This is a genomic window from Pseudomonas sp. S3_A09 (assembly GCF_054668065.1).
Genome location: NZ_CP162752.1, coordinates 2,456,018 through 2,481,463, shown reverse-complemented (window position 1 = coordinate 2,481,463; position 25,446 = coordinate 2,456,018). Strand labels below are relative to the sequence as shown.

Here is a 25,446-nt window from a genome sequence, read left to right as displayed (position 1 = left end):
ATCACGCTAAAGCGCAGGTCTGTCAGGAGGTGGTATTCAGATACCCGACTTGATCTTGCTCCAGGCTCGGGTCCTGGCGCGCTCCGCGTCACGGCCCAAAGGTTTAAGGGTATACAGCGTGGCCATCGCCGCCTCGGTGGGGTACAGGTTGGGGTTGTTGCGAATCGAGGGGTCAACCTGTTCGGTGGCGTCTTTGTTCGGGTTGGGGTAGCCGACGAAATCGCTGATCGGCGCGATCACCTGCGGTTGCAACAGGTAGTTGATGAAGGTGTAGGCGTCCTGCGGGTTTTTCGCGCCTTTTGGGATGGCAAGCATGTCGAACCAGATCGGCGCGCCTTCCTTGGGCAGGCGCATATCTACGGTCACGCCATTTTTGGCGTCCCTGGCGCGGTTGGCGGCCTGGGAGAAGCTGCCGGAGTAACCGACGGCCACGCAGATGTCGCCATTGGCGATATCGGCCATGTACTTGGAGGAGTGAAAGTAAGTGACGTAGGGGCGAATCTTCAACAGCAGCGCTTCGGCCTTTGCATAGTCCTTGGGGTTGCTGCTATTGGGGTCCAGACCCAGGTGTTGCAGGGCCAGGGGCAGGATCTCCGACGGGGAATCGAGCAGGGCCACACCGCATTGCTTGAGCTTACTGATGTTTTCTTCTTTGAAGATCAGGTCCCAACTGTCCACCGGCGCATTGACGCCCAGCGCGGCCTTGACCTTGTCGGGGTTGAAACCGATGAGAATGGTGCCGTACATGTACGGCACGGCAAATTTATTGCCTGGGTCATTGGCTTCGATCAGCTTCATCAGCTTGGGGTCGAGGTGCTTCCAGTTCTGTAACTGGCTGCGGTCCAGAGGTTGGAAAACTCCGGCCTCGATCTGCTTGGCCAGGAACACATTGGATGGCACCACCACGTCATACCCGGAGTTGCCGGTGAGCAGCTTGGCTTCCAGGGCTTCGTTGGTGTCGAAGATGTCATACACCAGTTTGATCGTGGGGTTCTGCGCCTTGAAGTCTTCCAGTGCCTTGGGCGTGATGTAGTCGAACCAGTTGTAGACCCGCAGGGTTTTCTCTTCGGCGTGGGCCATACCGCTGATAACGGCAGCGCAGAGGACGAGTGACTTGAGCATGTTCATTGGGCTGCCCCTTCAAATCCTTCAAGAACGTTGACGGCATTGATGCCGATTTCTTCCACGGCATAGCCGCCTTCCATCACGAACAGCGTGGGTTTGCCCAGATCGGCGATGCGTGCGCCCATTGCCAGGTAGTCCGGGCTGTCGAGTTTGAACTGTGAGATGGGGTCGTCCTTGAACGTGTCCACACCCAGGGACACGATGATGATGTCGGCGCCATAGCGCTCGATCTCTTTACAGGCTTCCTCAAGCGCTGCACTCCAGCGCTCCCAGCCGGATCCTGCAGGCAGCGGGTAGTTGAAATTGAAGCCTTCGCCTGGGCCTTCACCCAATTCGTCGGCATAGCCCAGGAAAAACGGAAACTCCGCCTCGGGGTGGCCGTGGATCGACGTGAACAGCACGTCGCGGCGTGCGTAAAAAATCGATTGGGTGCCGTTGCCGTGGTGGTAGTCCACATCCAGGATCGCGACCTTTTTGTGGCCCTGATCAAGAAAGGCTTGGGCGGCAATGGCGGCGTTGTTGAGGTAGCAATAACCGCCCATCAAGTCGCTGGCGGCGTGATGTCCCGGTGGTCGGCACAGGGCGAAGGCACTGTGGGCGCCTTGCTGGATCGCCTGTTGCGCGGTGAGCGCGACTTGCGCTGCGCTGTACGCCGCTTGCCAAGTGCCGGCGGTAATCGGCGCGCCGCCGTCGAAGCTGTAGTAACCCAGCTGGCCGTGCAGGCTGGTGGGCAATACCCTGCGCAAGGTACGGGCGGGCCAGGTGTAGGGCAGCAGGTCGCCATCCGTGGCGAATTCAGTCCAGCGCGCCCAGGCGCCTTTGAAAAATTCCAGGTAGTCGCGGCTGTGGATGCGTTGCAGCGGCGCCACGCCAAAATCCTGCGGCGCTTGCACCGGGCCCAGTTCGCGGTCCTTGACCCGTTGCAGCACGTGGTCCGCGCGCGAGGGCATTTCGAAACAGGGCATCAGTTGCCCGTCCATCAATTCGCACCGACCGTGATGCAGGTGATGATCGTCTGAGTAGATCGTCAGCATTTTTTGTTCTCCGCAGGCTGTATCAGTGGATGCAGTCTTGCGGCGGGACGGTTTTAAGAAAACAGCAAGAGCGGCCAAAAGGGGATAAATACGGCCAAATTATGTGACCGCAATTCGCCCCGCTAGCGCATCGACCCGTCATTGCGAGGCGTCAGGGGCGAAATTGACTGGGTGCCACGCCGCTCCAGCGTACAAATGCGTGGCGAAAGCTGGCGGTTTCACTGAAACCGAGCTGTTCCGCGATTCGGTAGATCGGCAGTTCGTCCTGCCCCAGCAACTGCTTGGCGCGCTCGAAGCGCAGCTCATCGAGCAGTTCCTGGTAGCTGCTGCCCAAGTCATGCAAATGCCGACGTAAGGTTCGCGCGGAACAGTTCATCTGCGCAGCCAAGCCTTCAATGCCGGGCGCGGCGTGGAGCTGGGCGGCGAGCAAATGGCGGATCCGACCCAGCCAGGCCTGGCGCCCGGTAAACTCCAAGTTCTGCTTGCGACAGCGATCGGTCATGGCTTGATGGGTGACGGCGTCGGCCAGTGGCAGCGGCTGGTCGAGCCAGCGCTTATCAAACGCGAAGGCGTTGGCGCTGGCTTCAAAATGCAGTGAGCACGCGAAGCACTCGTGGTAGCGCGCGTGATAGTCCGGCGCGCTGTATTCGAAACGTGCACCGAGTAACGGCAGCGGCTGGCCCAGCAGGTCGTCGCAGATGATTTTCAGCGAAACCAGGCAGAATTCGACGTTGAACATTTCCAGCGCGGGCGTTTCCCGGTAATCGGCGGCGGTCAGCCAGATACGTTCGCCGTCGTTTTCCAGGCTCAGCTCGAAAAGTGTTCCCAACAGCGCCGGGTAGCGTAGCGCCAGGCGCAACGCGTCACCGAAGGTGGCACAGGTGAGCAGGGCATAACCGAGCATGCCGTAGGACGACACATGCATCTTGCGGCCCAATTCGAGGCCAATATCCCGCCGCAGCGCGACTGCGTTGGTACACACACGCATCTCCTGGTTGGTGGTGATGCAGGCGTCGGCGCGGCTCAAGTCGGCGGCGCAGATACCGCTGCCCGCGAGCAACGTTTCAGCCGGCAAGCCTTCGGCCTTGAACGCGTTAATGACCAGCGAGACGGCGTTGAGGGTCGTGAGGTGGGAGTGCAACATAGGGGCTTCCAGCCAGGGGATGGCTGGAAGTGGAGCAAATTATATGCCGCTCAGCGCAGCTCGCCGCACAGGTCCAGCTCTACCAGACGGCGGACCTCCTGGATATCGAGCCCGGCGCCGATCAGCGCGTTGAGCTTGCCGAACGCGGCTTCACGGGTCATGCCGCCACCGGACAACACGCCCACGCCACGCAAACGACTGCCGGCTTCGTAGACGTCCAGTTCCACGCCGCCTTCATGGCATTGGGTGATCGCGACCACGACCACACCTTGCGCCTGCGCACGCTGAAGGCTGGCGAGGAACTCGGGGTTATCGCTGGGCCCGGTGCCGCTGCCGAAACATTCCAGGATCAGCGCTTGAATGCCGCTGCCAATCACCGCGTCCAACTGCGCCGCACCGATGCCCGGCACCAGAGGCAGCACGCCGACGCTGGCCAAGGCTTTGGGCTGGCGATAGTCCAAGGCCTTGGGAATGGACTCTGCACGCGCAGCACCGCCCTGGCGATTCAGCGCCGCGAATGGATTGCGACCGAAGCTGCGAATTTTCGCGCAACGGGTCGGTGCCATCAGCGCGCCGTGGAAGTACAGGTGCACACCCGGCGCGATGCCTTTGCCCAGCGCCGCCAGGGCGCCGCTGACGTTTTCCCAGGCATCGCTGTCGGGCACGCCGGCTGGCAGCATCGAGCCGGTAAACACCACCGGTGCAGGCAGGCCGAGCAGTTGAAAGCTCATGGCCGCCGCGCTGTAGGCCAGGGTGTCGGTGCCGTGCAGGATCAGCACGGCATCGCAGCCGTCGTCCACGGCCTCAACCACGGCGGTGCGCAGGCGCTGCCAGTAAGCGGGGGTCATGTTGGCGCTGTCGATCAACGGGGCCATTTCCTGGAAGCGCCAGGCAGGCGCTGGCAGGTGTGCCAGCTGTTCGCGCATGCGTGCTTCGAAGCCGGATGCGGGAGCCAGGCCATGGGTGCTGGCCTGCATGCCGATGGTGCCGCCGGTGTAGAGCACCATGACGTTACTGGATGAGGACATCGATAATTCTCCTGAACGAAAAACGCCGCACGGCCTTGAGCATGCCCAAGGTCGTGCGGCGTGTCATCTATCTACGCTTAGCGTTGCACTTGAGCGTTCAGCTCAGCCGACGTTGCTGCTTCAGGTTTTACCGGGTTCGCCGGCCACGCCTTACGGTCCAGGTCCAGATCAGGAAACTGACTGGAGTCGAACACCGGCGTCTTGATACCCGCCGCGCGCTGGTTGTCGTAGTCGTTCAGGATGCGCATGGCGATCTTGAACAGGAACGCCAGGGCGAACAGGTTGACGAACGCCAGCATCGTCATGGTGATGTCGGCGAAGGCAAACACGGTGCTCAGGTTCTCGATGGAACCCCAGAAAATCAGCACCAGCACCAGCGCGCGGTAGCCCATCAACACCTTGCGGTTGTTGCCGACCAGGAAGCGCAGGTTGCTCTCGCCGAGGTAGTAGTTGTACATGATCGAGGTGAACACGAACAACGCCAGGGCCACCGAGATAAACATGCGACCCCAGTCGCCGACCACGGCCGCCAGGGAGTTCTGGGTCAGGGCAATGCCGTCGCCTTCGAAGCCCGGGGTGTAGAAGCCGGAAAGCAGGATCAGCAACGCAGTACAGGTGCAGATCACGAAGGTGTCGAGGAACACGCTGAACGCTTGCACCACGCCTTGGGCGATCGGATGCTCTACCGACGCCACGGCTGCCACGTTAGGCGCACTGCCCAAACCGGCTTCGTTGGCGAACACGCCGCGCTTCACACCCATGATGATCGCGCTGCCCACCAGGCCGCCGAAGGCTTGGTCGAGGCCGAAAGCGCTCTTGACGATGGTCGCGAGCATGGCGGGTACGTGGTCGAATTGCAGCACGATCACGTACAGGGTTACCGCGATGTAGACCAGGGTCTTGACCGGTACCAGCAGGTCGGCAATCGAGGCGATGCGCTTGATCCCACCGATGAACACCAGGCCGAGCAATACGGCCAGGGCCAGGCCGGTGTAGGTGGTGTCCAGGCCAAAGGCGTTGTTCAGCGAGTGAGTTACGGCATGGGCTTGCAGGCCGTTGAACGCAAAACCGAAGGTCACCAGCAGCAGGAATGCCATGACCATACCCAGCCAGCGCTTCTGCAGGCCGTGCTGGATGTAGTAGGCCGGACCGCCACGGTAGGTGCCTTCGGCGTCGGTGCGCTTGTACAACTGGCCGAGGGAGCACTCGATGAAGCTCGACGACATGCCGACCAACGCGGTGACCCACATCCAGAACACGGCACCGGGACCACCCAGGGTCACGGCAATGCCGACACCCGCGATGTTACCGGCACCCACGCGGCCGGCCAGGCTGAGCATCAGCGCCTGGAAGGAGCTGAGCTGGCCGGCGCTGCTTTTGAGGCTGTCTTTAAACACCGAGAACATGTGGAAAAAGTGGCGCAACTGAACGAAACGCGAGCGAATCGTGAAATAACCGCCGAGCCCGACAATGAGCACGATCAGTACTTTCCCTGAGAGGAAGTCGTTGATGACTTCGAGCATGGAGTGTTCCTCGCTGATTTTTCTAATGGCAAACGCAGGACGGTTCAATGCATCGCTCGGCACCAGGCAGTGCACGACGCTTGGACCCCAATCCTTTTGCGGGTGTTGTTATTCATGCGGTTTCGCGCTGTCCAGGACCTCGATAACGACGATCTCTGACGCGAAGAGGGGCGGCACTATACCTAGGCGAGCGTGATCCGTCTGCACAGGCCGATTAAAGGTTTCAGCACGCTCGAGTCGGGCAAGGAGGGTTTGCAGGGCGATATTGGATTTTTTATGGGCGTCATTTCACAACCTTGAGGCAAAAAAAAGGGCCTGAAGAACGAGCCTTCAGGCCCTCAAAAGGTGAGAGGTGTCTAGTCCCTCAACCTGGTGAGCGGTGCAACAAACGCTTAGGCCTTCAGGGGAACCAAGCGTGGAGCAATCATGTTTTCGGGGCGCAGGATGTCGTCGAGCATGGCGTCGTCGAGCAAGCCTTCTTCGCGCACCAGTTCCAGCACGCCGCGGCCGCTTTCGAGGGCGATACGCGCGATGCGGGTGGCGTTTTCATAGCCGATGTACGGGTTCAGCGCGGTGACCAGGCCGATGGAGTGCTCCACCAGTTCGCGGCAGCGCGCTTCGTTGGCGGTGATGCCGACGATGCAGTGTTCGCGCAGCATGTCCATGGCGCGTTGCAGCAGGCGGATCGAGTCGAAGATCTTGAAAGCGATCAGCGGCTCCATCACGTTCAGTTGCAGTTGGCCACCTTCGGCTGCCATGGTCAGGGCCAGGTCGTTACCGATGACCTGGAACGCTACCTGGTTCACGGCTTCCGGAATCACCGGGTTGACCTTGCCGGGCATGATCGAGCTGCCTGGCTGACGCGCTGGCAGGTTGATCTCGTTGATGCCGGTGCGTGGGCCGCTGGACAGCAGACGCAGGTCGTTGCAGATCTTCGACAGCTTCACCGCCGTGCGCTTGAGCATGCCGGAGAACAGTACAAAGGCGCCCATGTCGGAGGTGGCTTCGATCAGGTCGGCGGCTGGAACAACCGGTTGGCCGCTGATAACGGCCAGGCGTTGTACAGCCAGGGCCTGGTAACGCGGGTCGGCGTTGATGCCGGTACCGATGGCGGTGCCGCCCAGGTTGACTTCGGTCAGCAGCTCGGGCGCGAGGGTCTTCAGGCGCGCCAGGTCTTCGCCCAAGGTGGTGGCGAAGGCGCGGAATTCCTGACCGAGGGTCATCGGCACGGCGTCTTGCAACTGGGTGCGACCCATTTTCAGCACGTGGCTGAACTCTTCGCCCTTGGCGGCGAAGGCCTGGATCAGGCTGTCGAGGCTGGCGAGCAGCGCGTCATGGCCCAGCAGCAGACCCAGGCGGATCGCGGTCGGGTAGGCGTCGTTGGTCGACTGCGCCATGTTCACGTCGTTGTTGGGGTGCAGGTACTGGTATTCGCCCTTGTTGTGGCCCATGGCCTCCAACGCGATGTTGGCGATGACTTCGTTGGCATTCATGTTAGTTGAAGTGCCAGCGCCGCCTTGAATCATGTCCACCACGAACTCTTCGTGGAAATCGCCGCGGATCAGGCGGGCACAGGCTTCGCTGATGGCAGCGTGCTTGGCTTCGCTGAGCTGGCCCAGTTCGCGGTTGGCGTCAGCCGCCGCTTGCTTGACCATTGCCAGACCGACCACCAATTTCGGGTAATGCGAAATCGGAACGCCCGAGAGGCGGAAGTTGTTCACCGCTCGCAGGGTCTGGATGCCGTAATACGCTTGAGCAGGTACTTCGAGTACGCCAAGCAGGTCTTTTTCGGTACGGAAAGATGCAGCGGAGGACATGACGGAAATCATCTCGATATGGACCCGGAACTGGCCGGAACGCTGCGAATGCTAGGCTTGTAGAACTTTTTGGGCCAATGCTGTTAAACACTGGCCTATGCACAAACGGCATAATGCAGGTGTGACCCGGTTATCATGACGGGCGTGTGTGCCAAAATGGTGCATACCCGTGGGAGGAAGTGATGAACCTTGAGAGCAAATGGCTGGAAGACTTCAGCGCCTTGGCGGCCACCCGCAGCTTTTCCCAGGCGGCAGAGCGACGCTTTGTGACCCAGCCGGCGTTCAGCCGACGTATCCGTAGCCTGGAGGCAGCGTTGGGCCTGACCCTGGTCAACCGCTCGCGCACACCGGTGGAATTGACGGCAGCGGGGCAGTTGTTCCTGGTGACTGCGCGCACGGTGGTTGAACAGCTCGGCGAGGTTCTGCGCCATTTGCATCACCTGGAAGGCGGGCAGGGCGAAGTCATGCAAGTGGCAGCCGCCCACTCCCTGGCCCTGGGGTTCTTCCCGCGCTGGATCGCACAATTGCGTAACGAAGGCTTGAACATCGCCACGCGCCTGGTCGCCACCAACGTCGGTGACGCGGTACACGCGCTGCGCGAAGGCGGCTGTGACCTGATGCTGGCGTTCTACGATCCGGACGCCGCTATGCAGATGGACGCCGAGATCTTCCCGTCGCTGCACCTGGGCAACACCGAAATGCTCCCGGTGTGCGCCGCTGATGCCGACGGCAAGCCGTTGTTCGATCTGGAAGGCGAGGGCAGTGTGCCGCTGCTGGCCTACAGCGCCGGCGCGTTCCTCGGGCGTTCGGTGCATTTGCTGCTGCGCCAGCGTGCGCTGCGTTTTACCACCGTGTACGAAACCGCCATGGCGGACAGCCTCAAGAGCATGGCCCTGGAAGGCCTGGGCATCGCCTGGGTACCGCAACTTAGCGTACGCGCGGAGTTGGCCCGTGGCGAACTGGTGGTGTGCGGCGGCCCGCAATGGCATGTGCCGCTGGAGATCCGCCTGTATCGCTGTGCGTTGGTGCGCAAGGCGAACGTGCGGTTGTTGTGGCGCAAGTTGGAAGGTGGCGCGGCCCAAAGCGCCTGAGCGCGATGCAGATCAACTGTGGGAGCGGGCTCGCTCGCGAAGACGGTGTATCAGACACCGCTATTTTGACTGCCCCAGCGCATTCGCCAGCAAGCCTACTCCCACAGGGTTTTACAGCGTCCCTGGCTGACTCTTGAGTCAATAAAACCGCCGGTTTGCGCCACTGGACAGATGGTCATTCCAGGGGCTGTTTATCTTGATTATTACGGTATACTGCGCGGCCTTCGGCCGGTCCAACCGGCCTTAATTCGTACAACAAGCCACGCCGGATTTCCCGCGTGGCTTGTTGTTTTTTGACGCGCCTGCGGGCGCCCAGAGAGAAGAGGCACGACGATGAGTGCATTGGTTGGCGTGATCATGGGCTCCAAGTCCGATTGGTCCACCCTTAGCCACACCGCCGATATGCTGGAAAAACTCGGCATTCCGTATGAAGTGAAGGTGGTCTCTGCCCACCGCACCCCGGATTTGCTGTTCCAGTATGCCGATGAAGCAGAATCCCGTGGCATCGAGGTGATCATCGCCGGTGCCGGCGGTGCGGCGCACCTGCCAGGCATGTGTGCGGCCAAGACCCACCTGCCGGTGCTCGGTGTGCCGGTGCAGTCGTCGATGCTCTCGGGTGTGGATTCGCTGTTGTCCATCGTGCAGATGCCGGCCGGTATCCCGGTGGCGACCCTGGCGATCGGCAAGGCCGGTGCGATCAACGCCGCGTTGCTGTCCGCCAGCATCCTGGGCGCCAAGCACCCGCAGTTCCACGCGGTGCTGAAGAAATTCCGTGCTGAGCAGACAGACAGCGTGCTGGACAATCCAGACCCACGCATCGCCTGAGGTTGTTGACGATGAAAATCGGTGTAATCGGTGGCGGCCAACTGGGTCGCATGCTGGCTCTGGCGGGAACCCCGCTGGGGATGAACTTCGCTTTCCTGGACCCGGCGCCGGACGCCTGCGCGGCCGCCTTGGGTGAACACCTGCGCGCTGACTACAGCGACCCGGACCACTTGCGCCAACTGGCCGACGAAGTCGACTTGGTGACCTTCGAGTTCGAAAGCGTCCCGGCCGAAACCGTTGCGTTCCTGTCGCAGTTCGTCCCGGTGTACCCCAGCGCCGAAGCCTTGCGCATTGCCCGTGACCGCTGGTTCGAGAAGAGCATGTTCAAGGACCTGGGCATTCCGACCCCGGCCTTCGCCGATATCCAGTCCCAGGCAGACCTGGACGCTGCAGTCGCCAGCATCGGCCTGCCGGCCGTGCTGAAAACCCGCACCCTGGGTTATGACGGCAAGGGCCAGAAAGTCCTGCGCACTGAAGCTGATGTGGTCGGTACCTTCGCCGAACTGGGCAGCGTCGCCTGCCTGCTGGAAGGCTTCGTACCGTTCACCGGCGAAGTCTCGCTGATCGCCGTGCGTGCCCGTGATGGCGAAACCCGTTTCTACCCGCTGGTGCACAACACCCACGACAGCGGCATCCTCAAGCTGTCAGTGGCCAGCACCGACCACCCGTTGCAGGCTTTGGCGGAAGATTATTCCAGCCGTGTGCTCAAGCAACTGGATTATGTAGGCGTGATGGCGTTCGAGTTCTTTGAAGTCGACGGTGGCCTCAAGGCCAACGAAATCGCCCCACGCGTGCACAACTCCGGGCACTGGACCACCGAAGGCGCCGAGTGCAGCCAGTTCGAAAACCACCTGCGGGCGGTTGCGGGCTTGCCATTGGGCTCCACGGCCAAAGTCGGCGAGAGCGCCATGCTCAACTTCATCGGCACCGTGCCTGCGGTGGAAAAAGTCATCGCCATCGACGACTGCCACCTGCACCACTACGGCAAGGCCTTCAAGGCCGGGCGCAAGGTCGGCCACGCCAACCTGCGTTGCAAGGACCGCGCAACGCTGGAAGCGCAGATCCTCAAGGTTGAAGCGCTGATCGCCGAGCAATAAGGTGAGCCCGACGGGAACCATTGGTGACCGTCGTCTCTCTGATTGCAGGATGCCAAAGCCTGACTAGGCTTTGGCATAGCTCACTTCAATCAGAGGGAAATGCCATGGGTATCATCGGAACCATTTTTATCGGCTTGATCGTCGGCCTGCTGGCGCGTTTCCTGAAACCAGGCGACGACAGCATGGGGTGGATCATGACCATCCTGTTGGGTATCGCTGGCTCTCTGGCCGCGACCTACGGTGGTCAGGCACTGGGTATCTACCAGGCCGGTCAAGGTGCAGGTTTCATCGGCGCGCTGGTGGGTGCCATTGTGTTGCTGGTGATCTACGGCCTGATCAAAAAGAAGTAATCAGCCGACAAAGTCCTCTGCGCTGCGCAGGCGCAGGGGGCTAGAATGCTCGGCACTTGTACTTGCCGAGCTTCTCCATGCGCCGTCTTCTGTTGACTCTCCTTTTGCTGGGCCCTGGCCTGGCGCACGCCGGTGAACTGCCGGAAACCGACTGGCTCGACCTGATGCCGCTTTCCGACCAGAAAGCCCTCGAAGCCATGCCCGAGATCGATCACAACTCCCCCGAAGCCCAGGGCACCTTCACCGACAAAGGTGGCCTCAAGCAAAGCAAAGGCTTGCCGGCGGTGATGTATTCCACCAAGACCGTGGCCGCCATGAACGGCAAGAACATCCGCATCGGCGGCTACCCGGTGCCGTTGGAAACCGACGCCAAGGGCCGAAGTACTTTGTTCTTCCTGGTACCGTATCCGGGCGCCTGTATCCACGTGCCGCCTCCGCCGCCCAATCAGCTGGTGCTGGTGCGCTATCCCAAGGGGCTGAAGCTGGATGATATCTACACGCCGCTGTGGGTCACGGGCACGCTGAAGGTGGAGAAGGTCAACAATGACCTGGCCGATGCGGCGTATGCGCTGGATGCGGGGAAAGTACGGGTGGTGAAGGAGTCGGATTTATAAGGCGCGGCACATGACCCAATGTGGGAGCGAGCAAGTCTCACCGCCGCTCCCACATTTCGATTGGGCTTACAGGGCTATAGCGGCGATGCTCACGCCCAGCGTATGGCTTTCACCCGGTGCCAGGCTCACCACGTCATCCAGCACATTCGCCGTCTCGATGCACAGCATGCCTGTCCAGCCATCATCGGCCATGTCGTCAAATGCCTTGGCGCGTTCGGTCCACGGGTTCCAGATCACGGTCGACTTTGAGCCTTCGCTGGTGAGCTGGATACGGCGTTGCCAGTCTTTGTCGACGATAGTCAACTGTGACGGCGTATCGAGGTAGATGCGATCGGTCTCGGCGGTGAAGTGCAGCAGGCCGGATTGTGTCTTTTCGGTCCAGCCGTCGGCGGTATCGATATAGGCGCGCCCGTCCAGCCCTTCGACCTGCGCATTGCGCACATCGCTTACGGCGAAGTAGGTGTGCAGCGCCTGGCTGAGGGTCACGGTGTCGGTACCACGGTTGTGGCTGGTCAGGCGGATATGCAGTTGGTCATCCAGCAGCAGGCTCAGTGTCAGGCCGACCTGATGGGGCCAACCAGGAAAGCCGCCTGCCGGCACCGGCAGTACCAGATCCACGCGTAGCGCTTCACCTTCAAGCTCGGTCGCGGCCAATTCCCACAACGCTGTGCGCACGAAACCGTGTGCGCCAGCGGGCTGCTCGCTCTGACGCATCGCTTTCACGCTCTGCGGGTTGCGGTCAAATACGCCAAACCACGGCCAGCACACCGGTACGCCGGTGCGAATGCCCTTGCCCTTTTTGAACACCGCTTCAGGATTCGGCCAGATCAGTGGCTGTTCGCCGTCGCGCCCATAACTGAAGAGATGCGCGCCCTGTTGGGCCACTATCAGTTCGGCACCGTTGTGGCGGATACGCCAGCAATCCAGCTCGTCGATTTTCACGGTTTCAACGTGGGGCGTCGGCATAACAAAGCACTCTTCATGGCAGGCAATGGGGCAATTGACCGTCAAAACCCGGCGAGGTTTAACGTGCGCGCGATGGAACCGAGCGCGTGCGGCCGCTGCCGTCGATGGCGACGAATACAAATACCGCCTCGGTAACCTTGCGCCATTCGCTGGACAGCGGGTCGTCGCTCCACACTTCGACCATCATCTGGATCGAGCTGCGGCCGATTTCCAGGGCCTGGGTATAAAAGGAGAGCTGTGCGCCCACCGCGACCGGCACCAGGAACGCCATGCGATCAATGGCCACAGTGGCGACACGCCCGCCTGCAACCTTGCTGGCCATGGCGGTGCCGGCCAAGTCCATCTGCGCGACCAGCCAGCCGCCGAAGATGTCGCCAAAACCGTTGGTTTCACGCGGGAGCGCGGTGATTTGCAGGGCGAGGTCGCCTTGCGGGATAGGATCTTCTTGTTCGAGTTCGATCATGCCGAGGGCCTCTGACCCGTAACGCTTCATGGGTATTTCAAGTGGATAGCCGTCTTCGAAAAAAACGTTTCAGCACCAACATACACCGCGTGATGCGTTTCTCGTAAGGCGTACTAAAGGGAAACTCTGCCAAATCGGCTGGATGGCGCCCAACGACGTTTTGGCACCGCAGCCCCTCAAGACTGCGGTTCTTGCGCTTGCAAGGGCCGAGTATATCGAGACCCTGGCGCCACGACGACCTCTGGGCGTTCATTTGGTCGGCATTTAGCGGCTGTATCGCGGCTTTTTCCGGCAACTGTGCTTATCGGCGCAAATAAACAGCAGGAAAGGGGAATATTGCGCCCCTATAAATGGTTATTCGCTCAACGCTGTGCTTTTTCTAGCGATTTGCTATCTTGCCAAACCTGCCGCAAGTCCCGCTTGCCATCCTGATTACTATAAGAGAAGCCTTGCTATGTCCTCCGTGCCCGCAAGCAGTGCGCAACCGTCGCGCCCGCTGACCCGCAACGACTACAAAACCCTGTCGCTGTCTGCCTTGGGCGGGGCGCTGGAGTTTTATGATTTCATCATTTTCGTGTTTTTCGCCACCGTGGTCGGAAAACTCTTCTTCCCCGTGGACATGCCTGAATGGCTGCGCATGATGCAGACCTTCGGCATCTTCGCCGCCGGCTACCTGGCACGCCCCCTGGGCGGCATCATCATGGCGCACTTCGGTGACCTGTTGGGTCGCAAGAAGATGTTCACCCTGAGCATCTTCATGATGGCCGTACCGACCCTGATCATGGGCCTGCTGCCAACCTACGCGCAGATCGGTCTGTGGGCACCGGTGCTGTTGCTGCTGATGCGCATCATCCAGGGCGCCGCGATTGGTGGTGAAGTGCCTGGCGCCTGGGTGTTCGTCTCCGAACACGTACCGCCGCGCCACATCGGCTACGCCTGTGGCACCCTGACCAGCGGCCTCACTGCCGGTATTTTGCTGGGTTCGCTGGTGGCCACTGCGATCAACACGCTCTATAGCCCGGAGCAGGTCTCGGATTTCGCCTGGCGGATCCCGTTCCTGCTCGGCGGCGTGTTCGGCCTGTTGTCGGTGTACCTGCGTCGCTGGCTGCATGAAACGCCGATCTTCGCCGAGATGCAGCAGCGCAAGACCCTGGCCGCCGAGCTGCCATTGCGCGCGGTACTGCGGGATCACCGCGGCGCTATCGTGTTGTCGATGCTGCTGACCTGGCTGCTGTCAGCTGGCGTGGTGGTGGTCATCCTGATGACCCCGACCGTGCTGCAGACCGTCTACCACTTCAGCCCGACCGTGGCGCTGCAGGCCAATAGCCTGGCCATCGTCACCCTGAGCCTGGGCTGCATAGCCTCGGGCGCATTGGCTGACCGCTTCGGTGCCGGCCGCGTGCTGGTTACCGGTTGTGCGCTGTTGTTGGCAACGTCCTGGACGCTGTATCACAGCCTCATGGCCCACCCGGATTGGTTGTTCCCGCTGTACGCCCTGACCGGCCTGTTCGTAGGCACCATCGGCGTGGTGCCGTACGTGATGGTCAAAGCCTTCCCGCCCGTGGTGCGTTTCAGCGGCTTGTCGTTTTCCTACAACGTGGCCTATGCCGTGTTCGGCGGGCTGACGCCGCTGGCAGTGTCGCTGCTGATGAAGGAAAGCCCGATGGGCCCGGCCTATTACGTTGCCGCCCTGTGCTTGATGGGGATGGTGGTGGGTGGGTATCTGTGGAAGCGTTCGCGCTGACGCTTTGACAATGACCGCTCCCGCGCCCTGCGTGGGAGCGATGGCAACGCCTCGCTATGCCCCTTCTCCTTGCCAATAGTGGCCTTTCATCTAACTGTCACATTCCAGACATAGAGTGTTCACACGGCCTCCCGATACTTGGCCCCGATCCAACTATCCCTATCTGCTAGGAGCAAGGCATGAAACTGAAACGTTTGATGGCGGCAATGACTTTTGTCGCTGCTGGCGTTGCGACCGCCAACGCGGTGGCCGCTGGTGTTGATCCGGCAATTCCGGCTTATGTTAAGACCACTGGTGTGTCGGGCAACTTGTCCAGCGTTGGTTCCGATACCCTGGCTAACCTGATGACCCTGTGGGCCGAGGGTTACAAAAAGGAATACCCGAACGTCAACATCCAGATTCAAGCTGCCGGCTCCGCTACCGCGCCACCTGCGCTGACTGAAGGCACCTCCAACCTGGGCCCGATGAGCCGCAAGATGAAGGACACCGAACTGGCGGCCTTTGAGCAGAAGTACGGCTACAAGCCAACCGCTATCCCGGTTGCCGTGGATGCCCTGGCTGTGTTCGTGCACAAGGACAACCCGATCCAGCACCTGACCATGGAACAAGTCGACGCGATCTTCTCCTCGACGCGTCTGTGCGGTGGCAAAGCCGACGTGAAAACCTGGGGTGACCTGGGTGTGACCGGCGACCTGGCCAACAAGCCAGTACAACTGTTCGGTCGTAACTCGGTTTCCGGCACCTACGGCTACTTCAAAGAAGAAGCCCTGTGCAAAGGCGACTACAAGCCAAACGTGAACGAACAACCTGGCTCGGCTTCGGTCGTGCAGTCGATCAGCTCCTCGCTGAACGGCATCGGTTACTCGGGCATTGGCTACAAGACCGCCAGCGTGAAAACCGTGGCCCTGGCCAAGAAAGGCAGCACGGATTTCATCGAAGACAGTGAAGAAAACGCCCTGAACGGAAAATACCCGCTGTCGCGCTTCCTCTACGTTTACGTCAACAAAGCCCCGAACAAGCCTCTGGCCCCGCTGGAAGCTGAGTTCGTGAAGCTGGTTCTGTCCAAACAGGGCCAGGAAGTTGTGGTGAAAGACGGCTACATCCCACTGCCAGCCAAAGTCGCCGCCAAGGCCCTGGCTGAACTGGGTCTGAAAGAAGGCAACTGATTGCCTCTGCGGGGCCGGAGTACCGGCCCCGCATCCGAATTTTCTAGTCCGCTGCCAGCCTTGCTTCGCGGCGGCTTTGTTGCGTCACTGCACTGTCATCTTTCTGTCATACAGGATCGCTAGGGTGTGCGCATGAATGATCTGGCCAATTCCACCATGACGACGACTTCTCCCCCCAAGCGCATTGACTTCAATACGCCTGAGCTGCAACGCAAGCGCCGCATTCGCGCGCTCAAGGATCGCCTGACCCGTTGGTATGTGCTGGTCGGCGGCCTCGCCGTCCTCGGCGCCATTACCCTGATTTTCTTCTTCCTGGCCTATGTCGTCGCGCCGCTGTTCCAAGGCGCCTCCTTGACCAAGGAAGATGCATTGACCCCGGCCTGGATCCAGGACGCGGGCAAGCCGCTGATGATCTCCCTCGAAGAACAGAACCAAGTCGCCATGCGGGTTTCCGACAAGGGCCAGGCGTTGTTCTTTAATGTGGAAACCGGCGCTGAACTCAAGCGCGTCGACCTGCCACTGCCCGCTGGCACCAGCGTTGCCTCTATCGGTGAAGACCAGCCCGGTAGCCCGTTGGTGATCCTGGGTCTGTCCAATGGCCAGTCCATGGTGTTCCGCCACACGTATAAGGTGTCCTACCCGGACGGCAAGAAAACCATCACGCCTGCGATCGAATACCCCTACGGTGAAACGCCGATCGTGCTGGATGACGCCGGTCGCCCGCTGGAGCACGTCGCCCTTAATGCCACTGATTCCACCTTGGTGGTTGCAGGTTCCGCCGGTTCGCATTTGAACGTGCTGTCCCTGAGCCGCGAAGAAAACATGATGACCGGCGAAGTCACCAGCGAGCAAAAGCGCATCGAACTGCCGCAGATGACCGAGCCAGTGAAGGCGATCTTCATCGACCCACGCCAGCAATGGTTGTACGTGATCAACGGTCGCGCCCTGGCCGACGTGTTCAGCTTGCGCGACAAGAGCCTCAATGGTCGTTACAAATTGCTCGAAGACGGCAATGCCGAGGTGACCGCCAGCACGCAGCTGGTGGGCGGTATCTCGCTGATCATCGGTAACTCCAAGGGCGGCCTGGCCCAATGGTTCATGGCCCGCGATCCGGATGGCGAGCAGCGCTTCAAACAGATCCGCACCTTCCAGATGGGCACCACGCCTATCGTAGAAATTTCCGCCGAAGAGCGTCGCAAAGGCTTCACCGCCCTCGACGCTTCCGGCCAGTTCGGCGTGTTTCACAGCACCGCGCACCGCACCCTGTTGGTCGACCCTGTAGTCGATGGCCAAGGCGTGTACGGCATGTCGCCACGGGCCAACCGGGTGATCGTCGAAGCCGGCGGCAAGCTGCAACCGTTGATGCTCGATAACCCGCACCCGGAAGTGTCGTGGAGCGCGTTGTGGAGCAAGGTCTGGTACGAGAACTACGACGAGCCTAAATACGTCTGGCAATCGACCGCCGCCAACACCGACTTCGAACCCAAGATGAGCCTGGCCCCGCTGACTTTCGGCACCCTGAAGGCCGCGTTCTACGCCATGCTGCTGGCGGCGCCACTGGCCGTTGCCGCGGCGATCTACACCGCCTACTTCATGGCCCCGAGCTTGCGCCGCAAGGTCAAGCCGGTGATCGAACTGATGGAAGCAATGCCGACGGTGATCCTCGGCTTCTTCGCCGGCCTGTTCCTGGCGCCGTATGTGGAAGGGCATCTACCGGGCATCTTCAGTCTGTTGATGCTGTTGCCGATTGGCATCCTGGTCGCCGGTTTCGTGTTCAGCCGCCTGCCTGAGTCGATCCGCCTGCGGGTGCCCGATGGTTGGGAAAGCGCGATCCTGATCCCGGTGATCCTGTTCATGGGCTGGCTCTCGCTGTACATGAGCCCGTACCTGGAAACCTGGTTCTTTGGCGGCGACATGCGCATGTGGATCTCCCATGACCTGGGCATTACCTACGACCAGCGCAACGCCCTGGTCGTCGGCCTGGCCATGGGTTTCGCGGTGATCCCGAACATCTATTCCATCGCCGAAGACGCCGTATTCAGTGTGCCTCGCGGGCTGACCCTGGGCTCGCTGGCCCTGGGCGCCACGCCGTGGCAGACCATGACGCGCGTGGTGATCCTGACCGCCAGCCCGGGCATCTTCTCGGCGCTGATGATCGGCATGGGGCGTGCTGTCGGCGAGACCATGATCGTGTTGATGGCCACCGGTAACACCCCGGTGATGGAGATGAACCTGTTCGAAGGCCTGCGCACCTTGGCGGCCAACGTCGCGGTGGAAATGCCCGAGTCGGAAGTGGGCGGCAGTCACTACCGCGTGCTGTTCCTCTCGGCGCTGGTGCTGCTGCTGTTCACCTTCATCATGAACACCCTCGCCGAGCTGATCCGTCAGCGTCTGCGCAAGAAATACTCGTCGCTTTAAGAAAGGTAGAAGTCTGTGAAACAGAACTCCCTGAATGGATGGTTCAAGAGCGGCGCCCCCGGCGTCTGGATCAGCGGTGGCGCAGTGTCCATCGCGGTCATCATGACCATTGGTTTGTTGGCCGTGATTGCGGTGCGTGGTTTGGGCCACTTCTGGCCAGCCGACCTGATCCAGGCCAACTACACCGTACCGGGCCAGGCCAACCATATCGTCATCGGCGAAGTGGTGCAGAAAGAAGAAGTACCGCGTGAGCGCCTGAAAAGCGCTGGCCTGCCTGTGCCGGAGCAAGGTCCGGAATTCATGACCCGCGAGCTGATCAAGGTCGGCAACCGCGACCTGAACGGCAACGACTTCACCTGGATCGTCGGCGAGTGGCTCAAGGACCAGACCACGCCTGCGAACCTGATGACCATCGAGCGCCGTGAGTGGGGCAACTTCTACGGCACGCTGGTCAACGTCAAGCAGGATGGCAAGGTCATCGCCGAAGGCGAAGCCGCGTGGCCGGAACTGCAAGCCCGTGTCGAGCGCGTCAATAAGCTGGCCGCCCAACTCAAGACCCTGGAGAAGTCCGACATTGGCGCGATCAACGCCGGTCTCGAACGCATCCGTCTGCACGGCCGCAAACTGGAACTGGAAGGCAAGCTCGACGCTGCCGCCCAGGCCGACATGGACGCCGACCGCGCCGAGCTGAATGCCCGCTACCAGGACATCGAAGAGCGCCTGGCCGATCTGCATGCCCAGTTCAACCGCGACGCCCTGACCGCCCGTGACGGCAACGGCAAGGAAGTCGAAATCGGCATCGGCAAAGTGGTGCACGCCTACCAGCCGAACGCGATGGGCACGATCACCAAGGTCGGTTTCTACTTCAGCAAAGTCTGGGAATTCCTCAGCGACGACCCACGGGAAGCCAACACCGAAGGCGGGATTTTCCCGGCCATCTTCGGCACCGTGATGATGACCCTGATCATGGCGATGATCGTCACTCCGTTCGGCGTGCTGGCAGCGGTGTACCTGCGTGAATACGCCAAGCAGAACACCCTGACCCGCGTCATCCGTATCGCCGTGAACAACCTGGCTGGTGTGCCGGCCATCGTCTACGGCGTGTTCGGCCTGGGCTTCTTCGTGTATGTCTTGGGCGGCTCGGTGGACCGCCTGTTCTTCGCCGAAGCCCTGCCGGCGCCGACCTTCGGTACGCCGGGTTTGTTGTGGGCCTCGCTGACCCTGGCACTGCTGGCGGTGCCGGTGGTGATCGTAGCCACTGAAGAAGGCCTGGCGCGGATTCCTCGCACCGTACGTGAAGGCTCCCTGGCACTGGGCGCGACCAAGGCGGAGACGCTGTGGAAGATCGTGCTGCCGATGGCCAGCCCGGCGATGATGACTGGCATGATCCTCGCCGTGGCCCGCGCCGCCGGTGAAGTGGCGCCGCTGATGCTGGTCGGTGTGGTGAAACTGGCGCCGTCGCTGCCGCTGGACGGCAACTACCCGTACCTGCACCTGGACCAGAAGATCATGCACCTGGGCTTCCATATCTATGACGTCGGCTTCCAGAGCCCCAACGTTGAAGCCGCACGACCGCTGGTGTACGCCACCGCGTTGCTGCTGGTGCTGGTGATCGCCACGCTCAACTTGTCGGCGGTGTGGATCCGTAACCACCTGCGCGAAAAATATAAAGCGTTGGACAGCTAATTGAAGTGAGCGCGGACTGAATGTGGGAGCGGGCTTGCTCGCGAAAGCGGTGTATCGGAAACACATGTGCTGACTGACACACCGCTTTCGCGAGCAAGCCCGCTCCCACACCGAACTGCGCCAGACACAGCTTTTTAGTAAGCCGCCAGCCCGATCCAGAAGCCTGCGGTTCAATGAAACGAATTGGTAGCACAGGGAGCATCCCATGCAACAAGACACCCACACCCACGGCATCAACATGTCTGCCCTGGGGCGCGACAAGCAGAGCCTGAGCCTGGCCCAGGAAACCGTGGCCATCGAAGTGCCGGGCCTGAGCCTGTACTACGGTGAAAAACAGGCACTGTTCGACGTCAGCATGAACATCCCCAAGCAGCGCGTGACCGCCTTCATCGGCCCGTCGGGTTGCGGCAAGTCCACACTGCTGCGGACCTTCAACCGCATGAATGACCTGGTGGACGGCTGCCGCGTAGACGGTGCGATCAACCTCTACGGCACCAACATCTACCGCAAGGGCGAAGACGTGGCCGAGCTGCGTCGCCGCGTGGGCATGGTGTTTCAGAAGCCCAACCCGTTCCCCAAGACCATCTACGAAAACGTGGTCTACGGCCTGCGCATCCAGGGCATCAACAAGAAACGCATCCTCGACGAAGCAGTCGAGTGGGCCTTGAAAGGCGCGGCGCTGTGGGACGAAGTCAAAGACCGTCTGCACGAGTCAGCCCTCGGCCTGTCCGGTGGTCAACAGCAGCGTCTGGTGATCGCGCGGACCATCGCCGTTGAGCCGGAAGTGCTCCTGCTCGACGAACCGTGCTCGGCACTCGACCCGATCTCGACGCTGAAAGTCGAAGAGCTGATCTACGAGCTCAAGTCCAAGTTCACTATCGTCATCGTGACCCACAACATGCAGCAGGCGGCGCGGGTTTCCGACTACACCGCGTTCATGTACATGGGCAAACTGGTGGAGTTCGGCGATACCGATACCCTGTTCACTAATCCGGCGAAGAAGCAGACCGAAGACTACATCACCGGTCGATACGGCTAGAGAGCTGTGGTTCTCATCGCACTGACGCTGCGGTTCTCCGCACCTTACCGGACGCTCCAAGGACGCCAACATGATTAGCAAAGAAGGCCTTACCCACCACATCTCCGCGCAGTTCAACGCCGAGCTTGAGGAAGTGCGCAGTCACCTCCTGGCGATGGGCGGGCTGGTGGAGAAGCAAGTCAACGACGCCGTGACTGCGCTGATCGAGGCCGACTCGGGCCTGGCCCAGCAAGTGCGTGAGATCGATGACCAGATCAACCAGATGGAACGCAACATCGATGAAGAATGCCTGCGCATTCTGGCCCGTCGCCAGCCGGCGGCGTCCGACCTGCGTTTGATCATCAGCATCTCCAAGTCGGTGATCGACCTGGAGCGCATCGGCGATGAGGCCACCAAGATCGCCCGCCGCGCCATCCAGCTCTGCGAAGAAGGCGAAGCGCCACGCGGTTACGTGGAAGTGCGCCACATCGGTGATCAGGTGCGCAACATGGTGCGCGATGCCCTTGACGCCTTTGCCCGCTTCGATGCTGAGCTGGCACTCTCGGTGGCGCAGTACGACAAGATCATCGACCGCGAATACAAGACCGCGCTGCGTGAACTCGCGACTTACATGATGGAAGACCCACGCTCTATTTCGCGGGTCTTGAGCATTATCTGGGTACTGCGTTCTCTGGAGCGCATCGGCGACCACGCACGCAATATCTCGGAACTGGTGATTTACCTGGTGCGCGGGACCGACGTTCGGCACATGGGCCTCAAGCGCATGAAGGCCGAAGTTGAAGGTTCGGCGGATCTTATCCCTAATGTTCCGGGCGAATCTGACGATAAGTAAGGTTGCCCGAGAAATTAACGCCCGGCCTTTGGTCGGGCGTTTTTGTTTGCGGCCACTGAATTTTTTGCACGTTGAGTGAGATAAATTCCCAACGTGACTACAGAGTTTTGGCAAAATGCCACCAGTCAGGCGTGTTGCGTGCCGAAGTGTTAATAGGATGAAGGGTCGATGAGTAAAGTCAGTGTGTTGGTGGTGGATGACGCCTCGTTTATCCGCGACCTGGTGAAGAAGTGCCTGCGCAACTACTTCCCCGGGATCAAGCTTGAAGACGCGGTGAACGGCAAAAAGGCCCAGGCCATCCTGATGCGCGAGAGCTTCGACCTGGTGCTGTGCGACTGGGAAATGCCGGAGATGTCTGGCCTTGAACTGCTGACCTGGTGCCGCGAGCAGCCTCACCTCAAGGCCATGCCGTTCGTGATGGTGACCAGCCGTGGCGACAAGGAAAACGTGGTCCAGGCCATCCAGGCCGGCGTTTCGGGCTATGTCAGCAAGCCGTTCACCAACGAGCAGTTGCTGAACAAGGTCAAGCAAGCCCTGCACAAGATCGGTCGCCTCGACGCGCTGGTCGCCAGTGCACCGACCAAAATGAACTCGGCTTTCGGCAACGATTCACTCAGCGCGCTGACCGGTGGCAAACCGGAAGCCGCACGCGCAGCGCCGGTTGCTGCTGCGCCTGTGCCCAACAAAGGCCTGCTCAACAGCCCACCGGTACAGGCGCCTTCAGCGGCGCCGGCTGGCGGTCGTGGCCAGGGCCAACTGCGCCTGTCCAGCGGCAGCCAGCAATGCGTGATCAAGGCACTGAGCATCAAGGAAGCGCTGCTGGTGGTGCGCCGTGGCGAAGTGTTGCCTCAGGTACTGGAAAGCGCCGTGCTCGACCTGGAGCAGGGTGAGAATGCCGAAGTGGCCCGTCTCAACGGCTACCTGCACGCCATCGTCGCCTTCGAACCCAAGCCTGACAGCGATTGGTTGCAGCTGACCTTCCGGTTTATCGACCAGGACGCGCAGAAGCTCGACTACATCTCTCGCCTGATCGCACGGGGTACGGCGCAGAAGCACTTTGTGCCGGGTGCCTGACCTCTTGATACCGGAAATTGACCGATTATCTGACTGTCGGCGTCTGCCTAAATGAACGTGGATATTTGTTTCAGCGGGCTGCCAGTCTAAAGTTGTCATGATCCCTTGTTAGCCTGCCGTTCCGTTATCCCGGCAGGTTCACGCCATGCTCATGCGCTTTTTGCTGTGCTGCGGGCTGGCCACGGTCACCGTGTCGACCCAGGCCATGACCCTCTACAAATCCATCGATGCCAATGGCGTGGTGTTTTTCAGCGATCGCTATACGCCGGGTGCCCAGGCATTCGTGATGCAGGAGCGCAAGCTCGAACGGCCGATACTTGACAGGCCGCCTTCCCGTTACCCACCTCAGGCGCACCGCTATCCCTTGCCTTGGCGTGGCGGACCGTTTCGTATGACCCAAGGCCCCAACGGCACGTTCAGCCATACAGATGCCAAAAGCCGCTACGCCATGGACATCGCCATGCCCGAAGGTACGCCGATCATTGCGGCACGCAGCGGTGTGGTGGTGAAGACCGAAAACGAGCAGGCCGGGCGGGGCAGTGATGCGTCGGGGAATTTCGTGAGGGTGCGCCACGATGATGGCACCGAGGGCGTTTACCTGCACCTCAAGCAAGGTTCGGTCAGTGTCCGAGCTGGGCAGCGTGTGGCGGTGGGGAGCCCGCTGGCGTTGTCGGGTAATACCGGCAACAGCAGCGGGCCGCACCTGCACTTTGTGGTGCAGCGCGCCACCGAGGCGGGGCTGGTGTCGATCCCGTATGAGTTCAACCAGCCGGTGGGTGCATTGCCCAACTTTGCGTTGGGCAATTGAGGGTCAATCCAGCAGAAGTACCTTGGCCAACACGATCTTCGGTCCTTTCATCTTCTTGATGATGATCCGCAAACCTTCCACCTCCAGCACTTCTTCCTCTTCCGGCACGCGCTTGAGGGTGTCGTAGATCAGGCCGGCCAGGGTTTCGGCCTCGATGTGGTCCAGGTCGACACCCAGCAGGCGTTCGACCTTGAACAGCGGGGTGTCACCGCGCACCAGCAGCTTGCCCGGCTGATAAGCCAGGATGCCGCGTTCGGCCTTGCGGTGTTCGTCCTGGATATCGCCCACCAGCACTTCCAGCACGTCCTCCATGGTCAGGTAGCCGATGATCTTGCCGTCGGCCTCTTCCACCAGGGCGAAATGCGCGCCGCCTTTGCGGAACTGCTCCAGCAGCTGCGACAACGGCATGTGTCGCGACACACGCTCCAGCGGGCGGGTCAGCTCAGCCAGGTTGAACGACTCGGGAATGTGGTCCAAGGCTGCCAGTTCCAGCAGCAGGTCCTTGATGTGCAAGAGGCCGACAAACTCGTTGCGCACCGCGTCATACACCGGGTAGCGGCTGAATTTGTGGCGACGGAACAGCGCGAGGATTTCCTTGAGCGGCGCATTAAAGTCCAAGGTGACCAGGTCTTCCCGGGAATTGGCCCAGTCCACCACTTCCAGCTCGCCCATTTCCACGGCGGAAGCCAGTACACGCATGCCTTGGTCGCTTGGGTCCTGGCCACGGCTGGAGTGCAGGATCAGCTTGAGTTCTTCGCGGCTGTAATGGTGTTCATGGTGCGGGCCAGGCTCGCCTTGGCCGGCAATGCGCAGGATGGCGTTGGCGCTGGCATTGAGCAGGTAGATCGCCGGGTACATGGCCCAGTAGAACAGGTACAGCGGCACCGCCGTCCACAGCGACAGCAGCTCGGGCTTGCGAATCGCCCAGGACTTGGGCGCCAGCTCACCGACCACAATGTGCAGGTAGGAAATCACGAAGAAGGCGGCAAAGAACGACACGCCCTTGATCACTTCCGGCGACTCGACGCCCACGGCGCCCAGCAGCGGTTCGAGGATGTGCGCGAAGGCGGGCTCACCGACCCAACCCAGGCCCAGGGAGGCGAGGGTAATGCCCAGCTGGCAGGCCGACAGGTAGGCATCAAGCTGGCTGTGCACGGTACGCAGGATCTGCCCGCGCCAGCCGTTTTTGTGGGCGATCGCCTCGACCCGGGTGGCGCGCAGTTTGACCATGGCAAATTCCGCCGCAACGAAGAAACCGTTGAGCAGTACCAGGATCAGTGCAAAAAGAATCATGCCGAAGTCGGCGAAGAGTGTAGCGAGGGTGATACCAGGGGAAGGGTCCATGATGGGGTTTTGCAGGTTCCGTGTGTTCAATAAGGGGTGGCAGGTGGGCCTGAAGGGCAGGCGCAAGTCGGCCAATGTAGCGGCTGACGGGGCGCTTGCCTAGTGCCCACTGCCGGGCGGGGCGTGGAATACGCACTTCGACACGCTGGAAATCTAATGTGGGAGCGGGCTTGCTCGCGAATGCGGTGGGTCAGTCAACACCTTCATGGCTGACCCACCGCATTCGTGAGCACGCCCGCCTTCACCTTTCAGGTTTGG

Annotated in this window: 22 protein-coding genes; 13 read left to right on the top strand and 9 right to left on the bottom strand. The window is 60.9% G+C overall.

All coding sequences use genetic code 11. The features are described 5' to 3' along the window. Positions 1-36: 36 nt before the first annotated feature. The 6 genes from AB4N92_RS11795 to aspA form a co-directional block, all read right to left on the bottom strand. Complete coding sequence (locus AB4N92_RS11795; RefSeq protein WP_044288073.1) at positions 37-1,128, bottom strand: polyamine ABC transporter substrate-binding protein; 1,092 nt, start codon at positions 1,126-1,128, stop codon at positions 37-39. After that, positions 1,125-2,159 (bottom strand): histone deacetylase family protein, encoded by a 1,035-nt coding sequence (locus AB4N92_RS11790; protein WP_106119393.1) that lies wholly within the window; start codon positions 2,157-2,159, stop codon positions 1,125-1,127. The genes AB4N92_RS11795 and AB4N92_RS11790 overlap by 4 nt, the downstream gene beginning before the upstream one ends. Positions 2,160-2,310: 151 nt before the next feature. Then, on the bottom strand, positions 2,311-3,303 hold the full coding sequence (locus AB4N92_RS11785; protein ID WP_010207597.1) for an AraC family transcriptional regulator: 993 nt from the start codon (positions 3,301-3,303) through the stop codon (positions 2,311-2,313). 50 nt (positions 3,304-3,353) lie between these two features. After that, entirely contained in the window at positions 3,354-4,331 is a 978-nt protein-coding gene (locus AB4N92_RS11780; protein ID WP_198729614.1) for an asparaginase, read from the bottom strand. A gap of 77 nt (positions 4,332-4,408) precedes the next feature. Continuing rightward, positions 4,409-5,854, bottom strand: coding sequence for an alanine/glycine:cation symporter family protein (locus tag AB4N92_RS11775; protein ID WP_010207595.1), 1,446 nt, complete (start codon positions 5,852-5,854; stop codon positions 4,409-4,411). Between the two features lie 392 nt (positions 5,855-6,246). Further along, positions 6,247-7,671: an aspartate ammonia-lyase gene (aspA, locus tag AB4N92_RS11770; RefSeq protein WP_010207594.1), complete on the bottom strand. Its 1,425-nt coding sequence runs from the start codon at positions 7,669-7,671 to the stop codon at positions 6,247-6,249. Between the two features lie 182 nt (positions 7,672-7,853). Here aspA and AB4N92_RS11765 point away from each other — a divergent pair, with 182 nt between their 5' ends. From AB4N92_RS11765 to AB4N92_RS11745, 5 genes are all read left to right on the top strand, one after another. Beyond that, entirely contained in the window at positions 7,854-8,762 is a 909-nt protein-coding gene (locus tag AB4N92_RS11765) for a LysR substrate-binding domain-containing protein (protein ID WP_010207593.1), read from the top strand. 333 nt (positions 8,763-9,095) lie between these two features. Further along, entirely contained in the window at positions 9,096-9,587 is a 492-nt protein-coding gene (gene purE / locus AB4N92_RS11760) for a 5-(carboxyamino)imidazole ribonucleotide mutase (protein WP_003195648.1), read from the top strand. Between the two features lie 11 nt (positions 9,588-9,598). After that, the gene (locus AB4N92_RS11755) at positions 9,599-10,684 is read left to right on the top strand and encodes a 5-(carboxyamino)imidazole ribonucleotide synthase (protein ID WP_010207591.1); all 1,086 of its coding nucleotides are present in this window, start codon (positions 9,599-9,601) and stop codon (positions 10,682-10,684) included. 104 nt (positions 10,685-10,788) lie between these two features. Beyond that, complete coding sequence (locus AB4N92_RS11750; RefSeq protein WP_005792540.1) at positions 10,789-11,034, top strand: GlsB/YeaQ/YmgE family stress response membrane protein; 246 nt, start codon at positions 10,789-10,791, stop codon at positions 11,032-11,034. Between the two features lie 77 nt (positions 11,035-11,111). Further along, the gene (locus tag AB4N92_RS11745; RefSeq protein WP_010207590.1) at positions 11,112-11,648 is read left to right on the top strand and encodes a DUF3299 domain-containing protein; all 537 of its coding nucleotides are present in this window, start codon (positions 11,112-11,114) and stop codon (positions 11,646-11,648) included. 66 nt (positions 11,649-11,714) lie between these two features. Here the strand turns inward: AB4N92_RS11745 and AB4N92_RS11740 are convergent, their stop codons facing one another. Together AB4N92_RS11740 and AB4N92_RS11735 are read right to left on the bottom strand one after the other, a co-directional pair. After that, complete coding sequence (locus AB4N92_RS11740; protein WP_047542438.1) at positions 11,715-12,614, bottom strand: D-hexose-6-phosphate mutarotase; 900 nt, start codon at positions 12,612-12,614, stop codon at positions 11,715-11,717. 58 nt (positions 12,615-12,672) lie between these two features. Beyond that, entirely contained in the window at positions 12,673-13,077 is a 405-nt protein-coding gene (locus AB4N92_RS11735; RefSeq protein WP_003176975.1) for an acyl-CoA thioesterase, read from the bottom strand. 454 nt (positions 13,078-13,531) lie between these two features. On the opposite strand from AB4N92_RS11735, the gene AB4N92_RS11730 reads away from it, so the two are divergent. From AB4N92_RS11730 to AB4N92_RS11695, 8 genes are all read left to right on the top strand, one after another. After that, positions 13,532-14,821, top strand: coding sequence for an MFS transporter (locus AB4N92_RS11730; protein WP_010207587.1), 1,290 nt, complete (start codon positions 13,532-13,534; stop codon positions 14,819-14,821). 179 nt (positions 14,822-15,000) lie between these two features. Continuing rightward, positions 15,001-15,987 carry a phosphate ABC transporter substrate-binding protein PstS gene (locus AB4N92_RS11725; protein ID WP_010207586.1) on the top strand — a complete coding sequence of 329 codons (987 nt, stop codon included), beginning with the start codon at positions 15,001-15,003 and terminating at the stop codon, positions 15,985-15,987. Between the two features lie 384 nt (positions 15,988-16,371). After that, positions 16,372-18,405: an ABC transporter permease subunit gene (locus tag AB4N92_RS11720; protein ID WP_175439659.1), complete on the top strand. Its 2,034-nt coding sequence runs from the start codon at positions 16,372-16,374 to the stop codon at positions 18,403-18,405. Between the two features lie 15 nt (positions 18,406-18,420). Beyond that, positions 18,421-20,091 (top strand): phosphate ABC transporter permease PstA, encoded by a 1,671-nt coding sequence (pstA, locus tag AB4N92_RS11715; RefSeq protein ID WP_038454062.1) that lies wholly within the window; start codon positions 18,421-18,423, stop codon positions 20,089-20,091. A gap of 205 nt (positions 20,092-20,296) precedes the next feature. Continuing rightward, on the top strand, positions 20,297-21,130 hold the full coding sequence (gene pstB / locus AB4N92_RS11710) for a phosphate ABC transporter ATP-binding protein PstB (protein WP_010207582.1): 834 nt from the start codon (positions 20,297-20,299) through the stop codon (positions 21,128-21,130). Positions 21,131-21,200: 70 nt separating this feature from the next. Then, positions 21,201-21,962, top strand: coding sequence for a phosphate signaling complex protein PhoU (phoU, locus tag AB4N92_RS11705; protein ID WP_010207581.1), 762 nt, complete (start codon positions 21,201-21,203; stop codon positions 21,960-21,962). 168 nt (positions 21,963-22,130) lie between these two features. Beyond that, entirely contained in the window at positions 22,131-23,036 is a 906-nt protein-coding gene (locus tag AB4N92_RS11700) for a response regulator (protein WP_038454049.1), read from the top strand. 145 nt (positions 23,037-23,181) lie between these two features. Next, positions 23,182-23,844, top strand: a complete 663-nt coding sequence (locus AB4N92_RS11695) for a M23 family metallopeptidase (protein WP_010207576.1) — start codon at positions 23,182-23,184, stop codon at positions 23,842-23,844. A 3-nt stretch (positions 23,845-23,847) separates the two neighbouring features. Here AB4N92_RS11695 and AB4N92_RS11690 read toward each other — a convergent pair whose 3' ends face one another. After that, positions 23,848-25,188, bottom strand: a complete 1,341-nt coding sequence (locus AB4N92_RS11690; protein WP_010207573.1) for a hemolysin family protein — start codon at positions 25,186-25,188, stop codon at positions 23,848-23,850. Between the last annotated feature and the right edge of the window lie 258 nt (positions 25,189-25,446).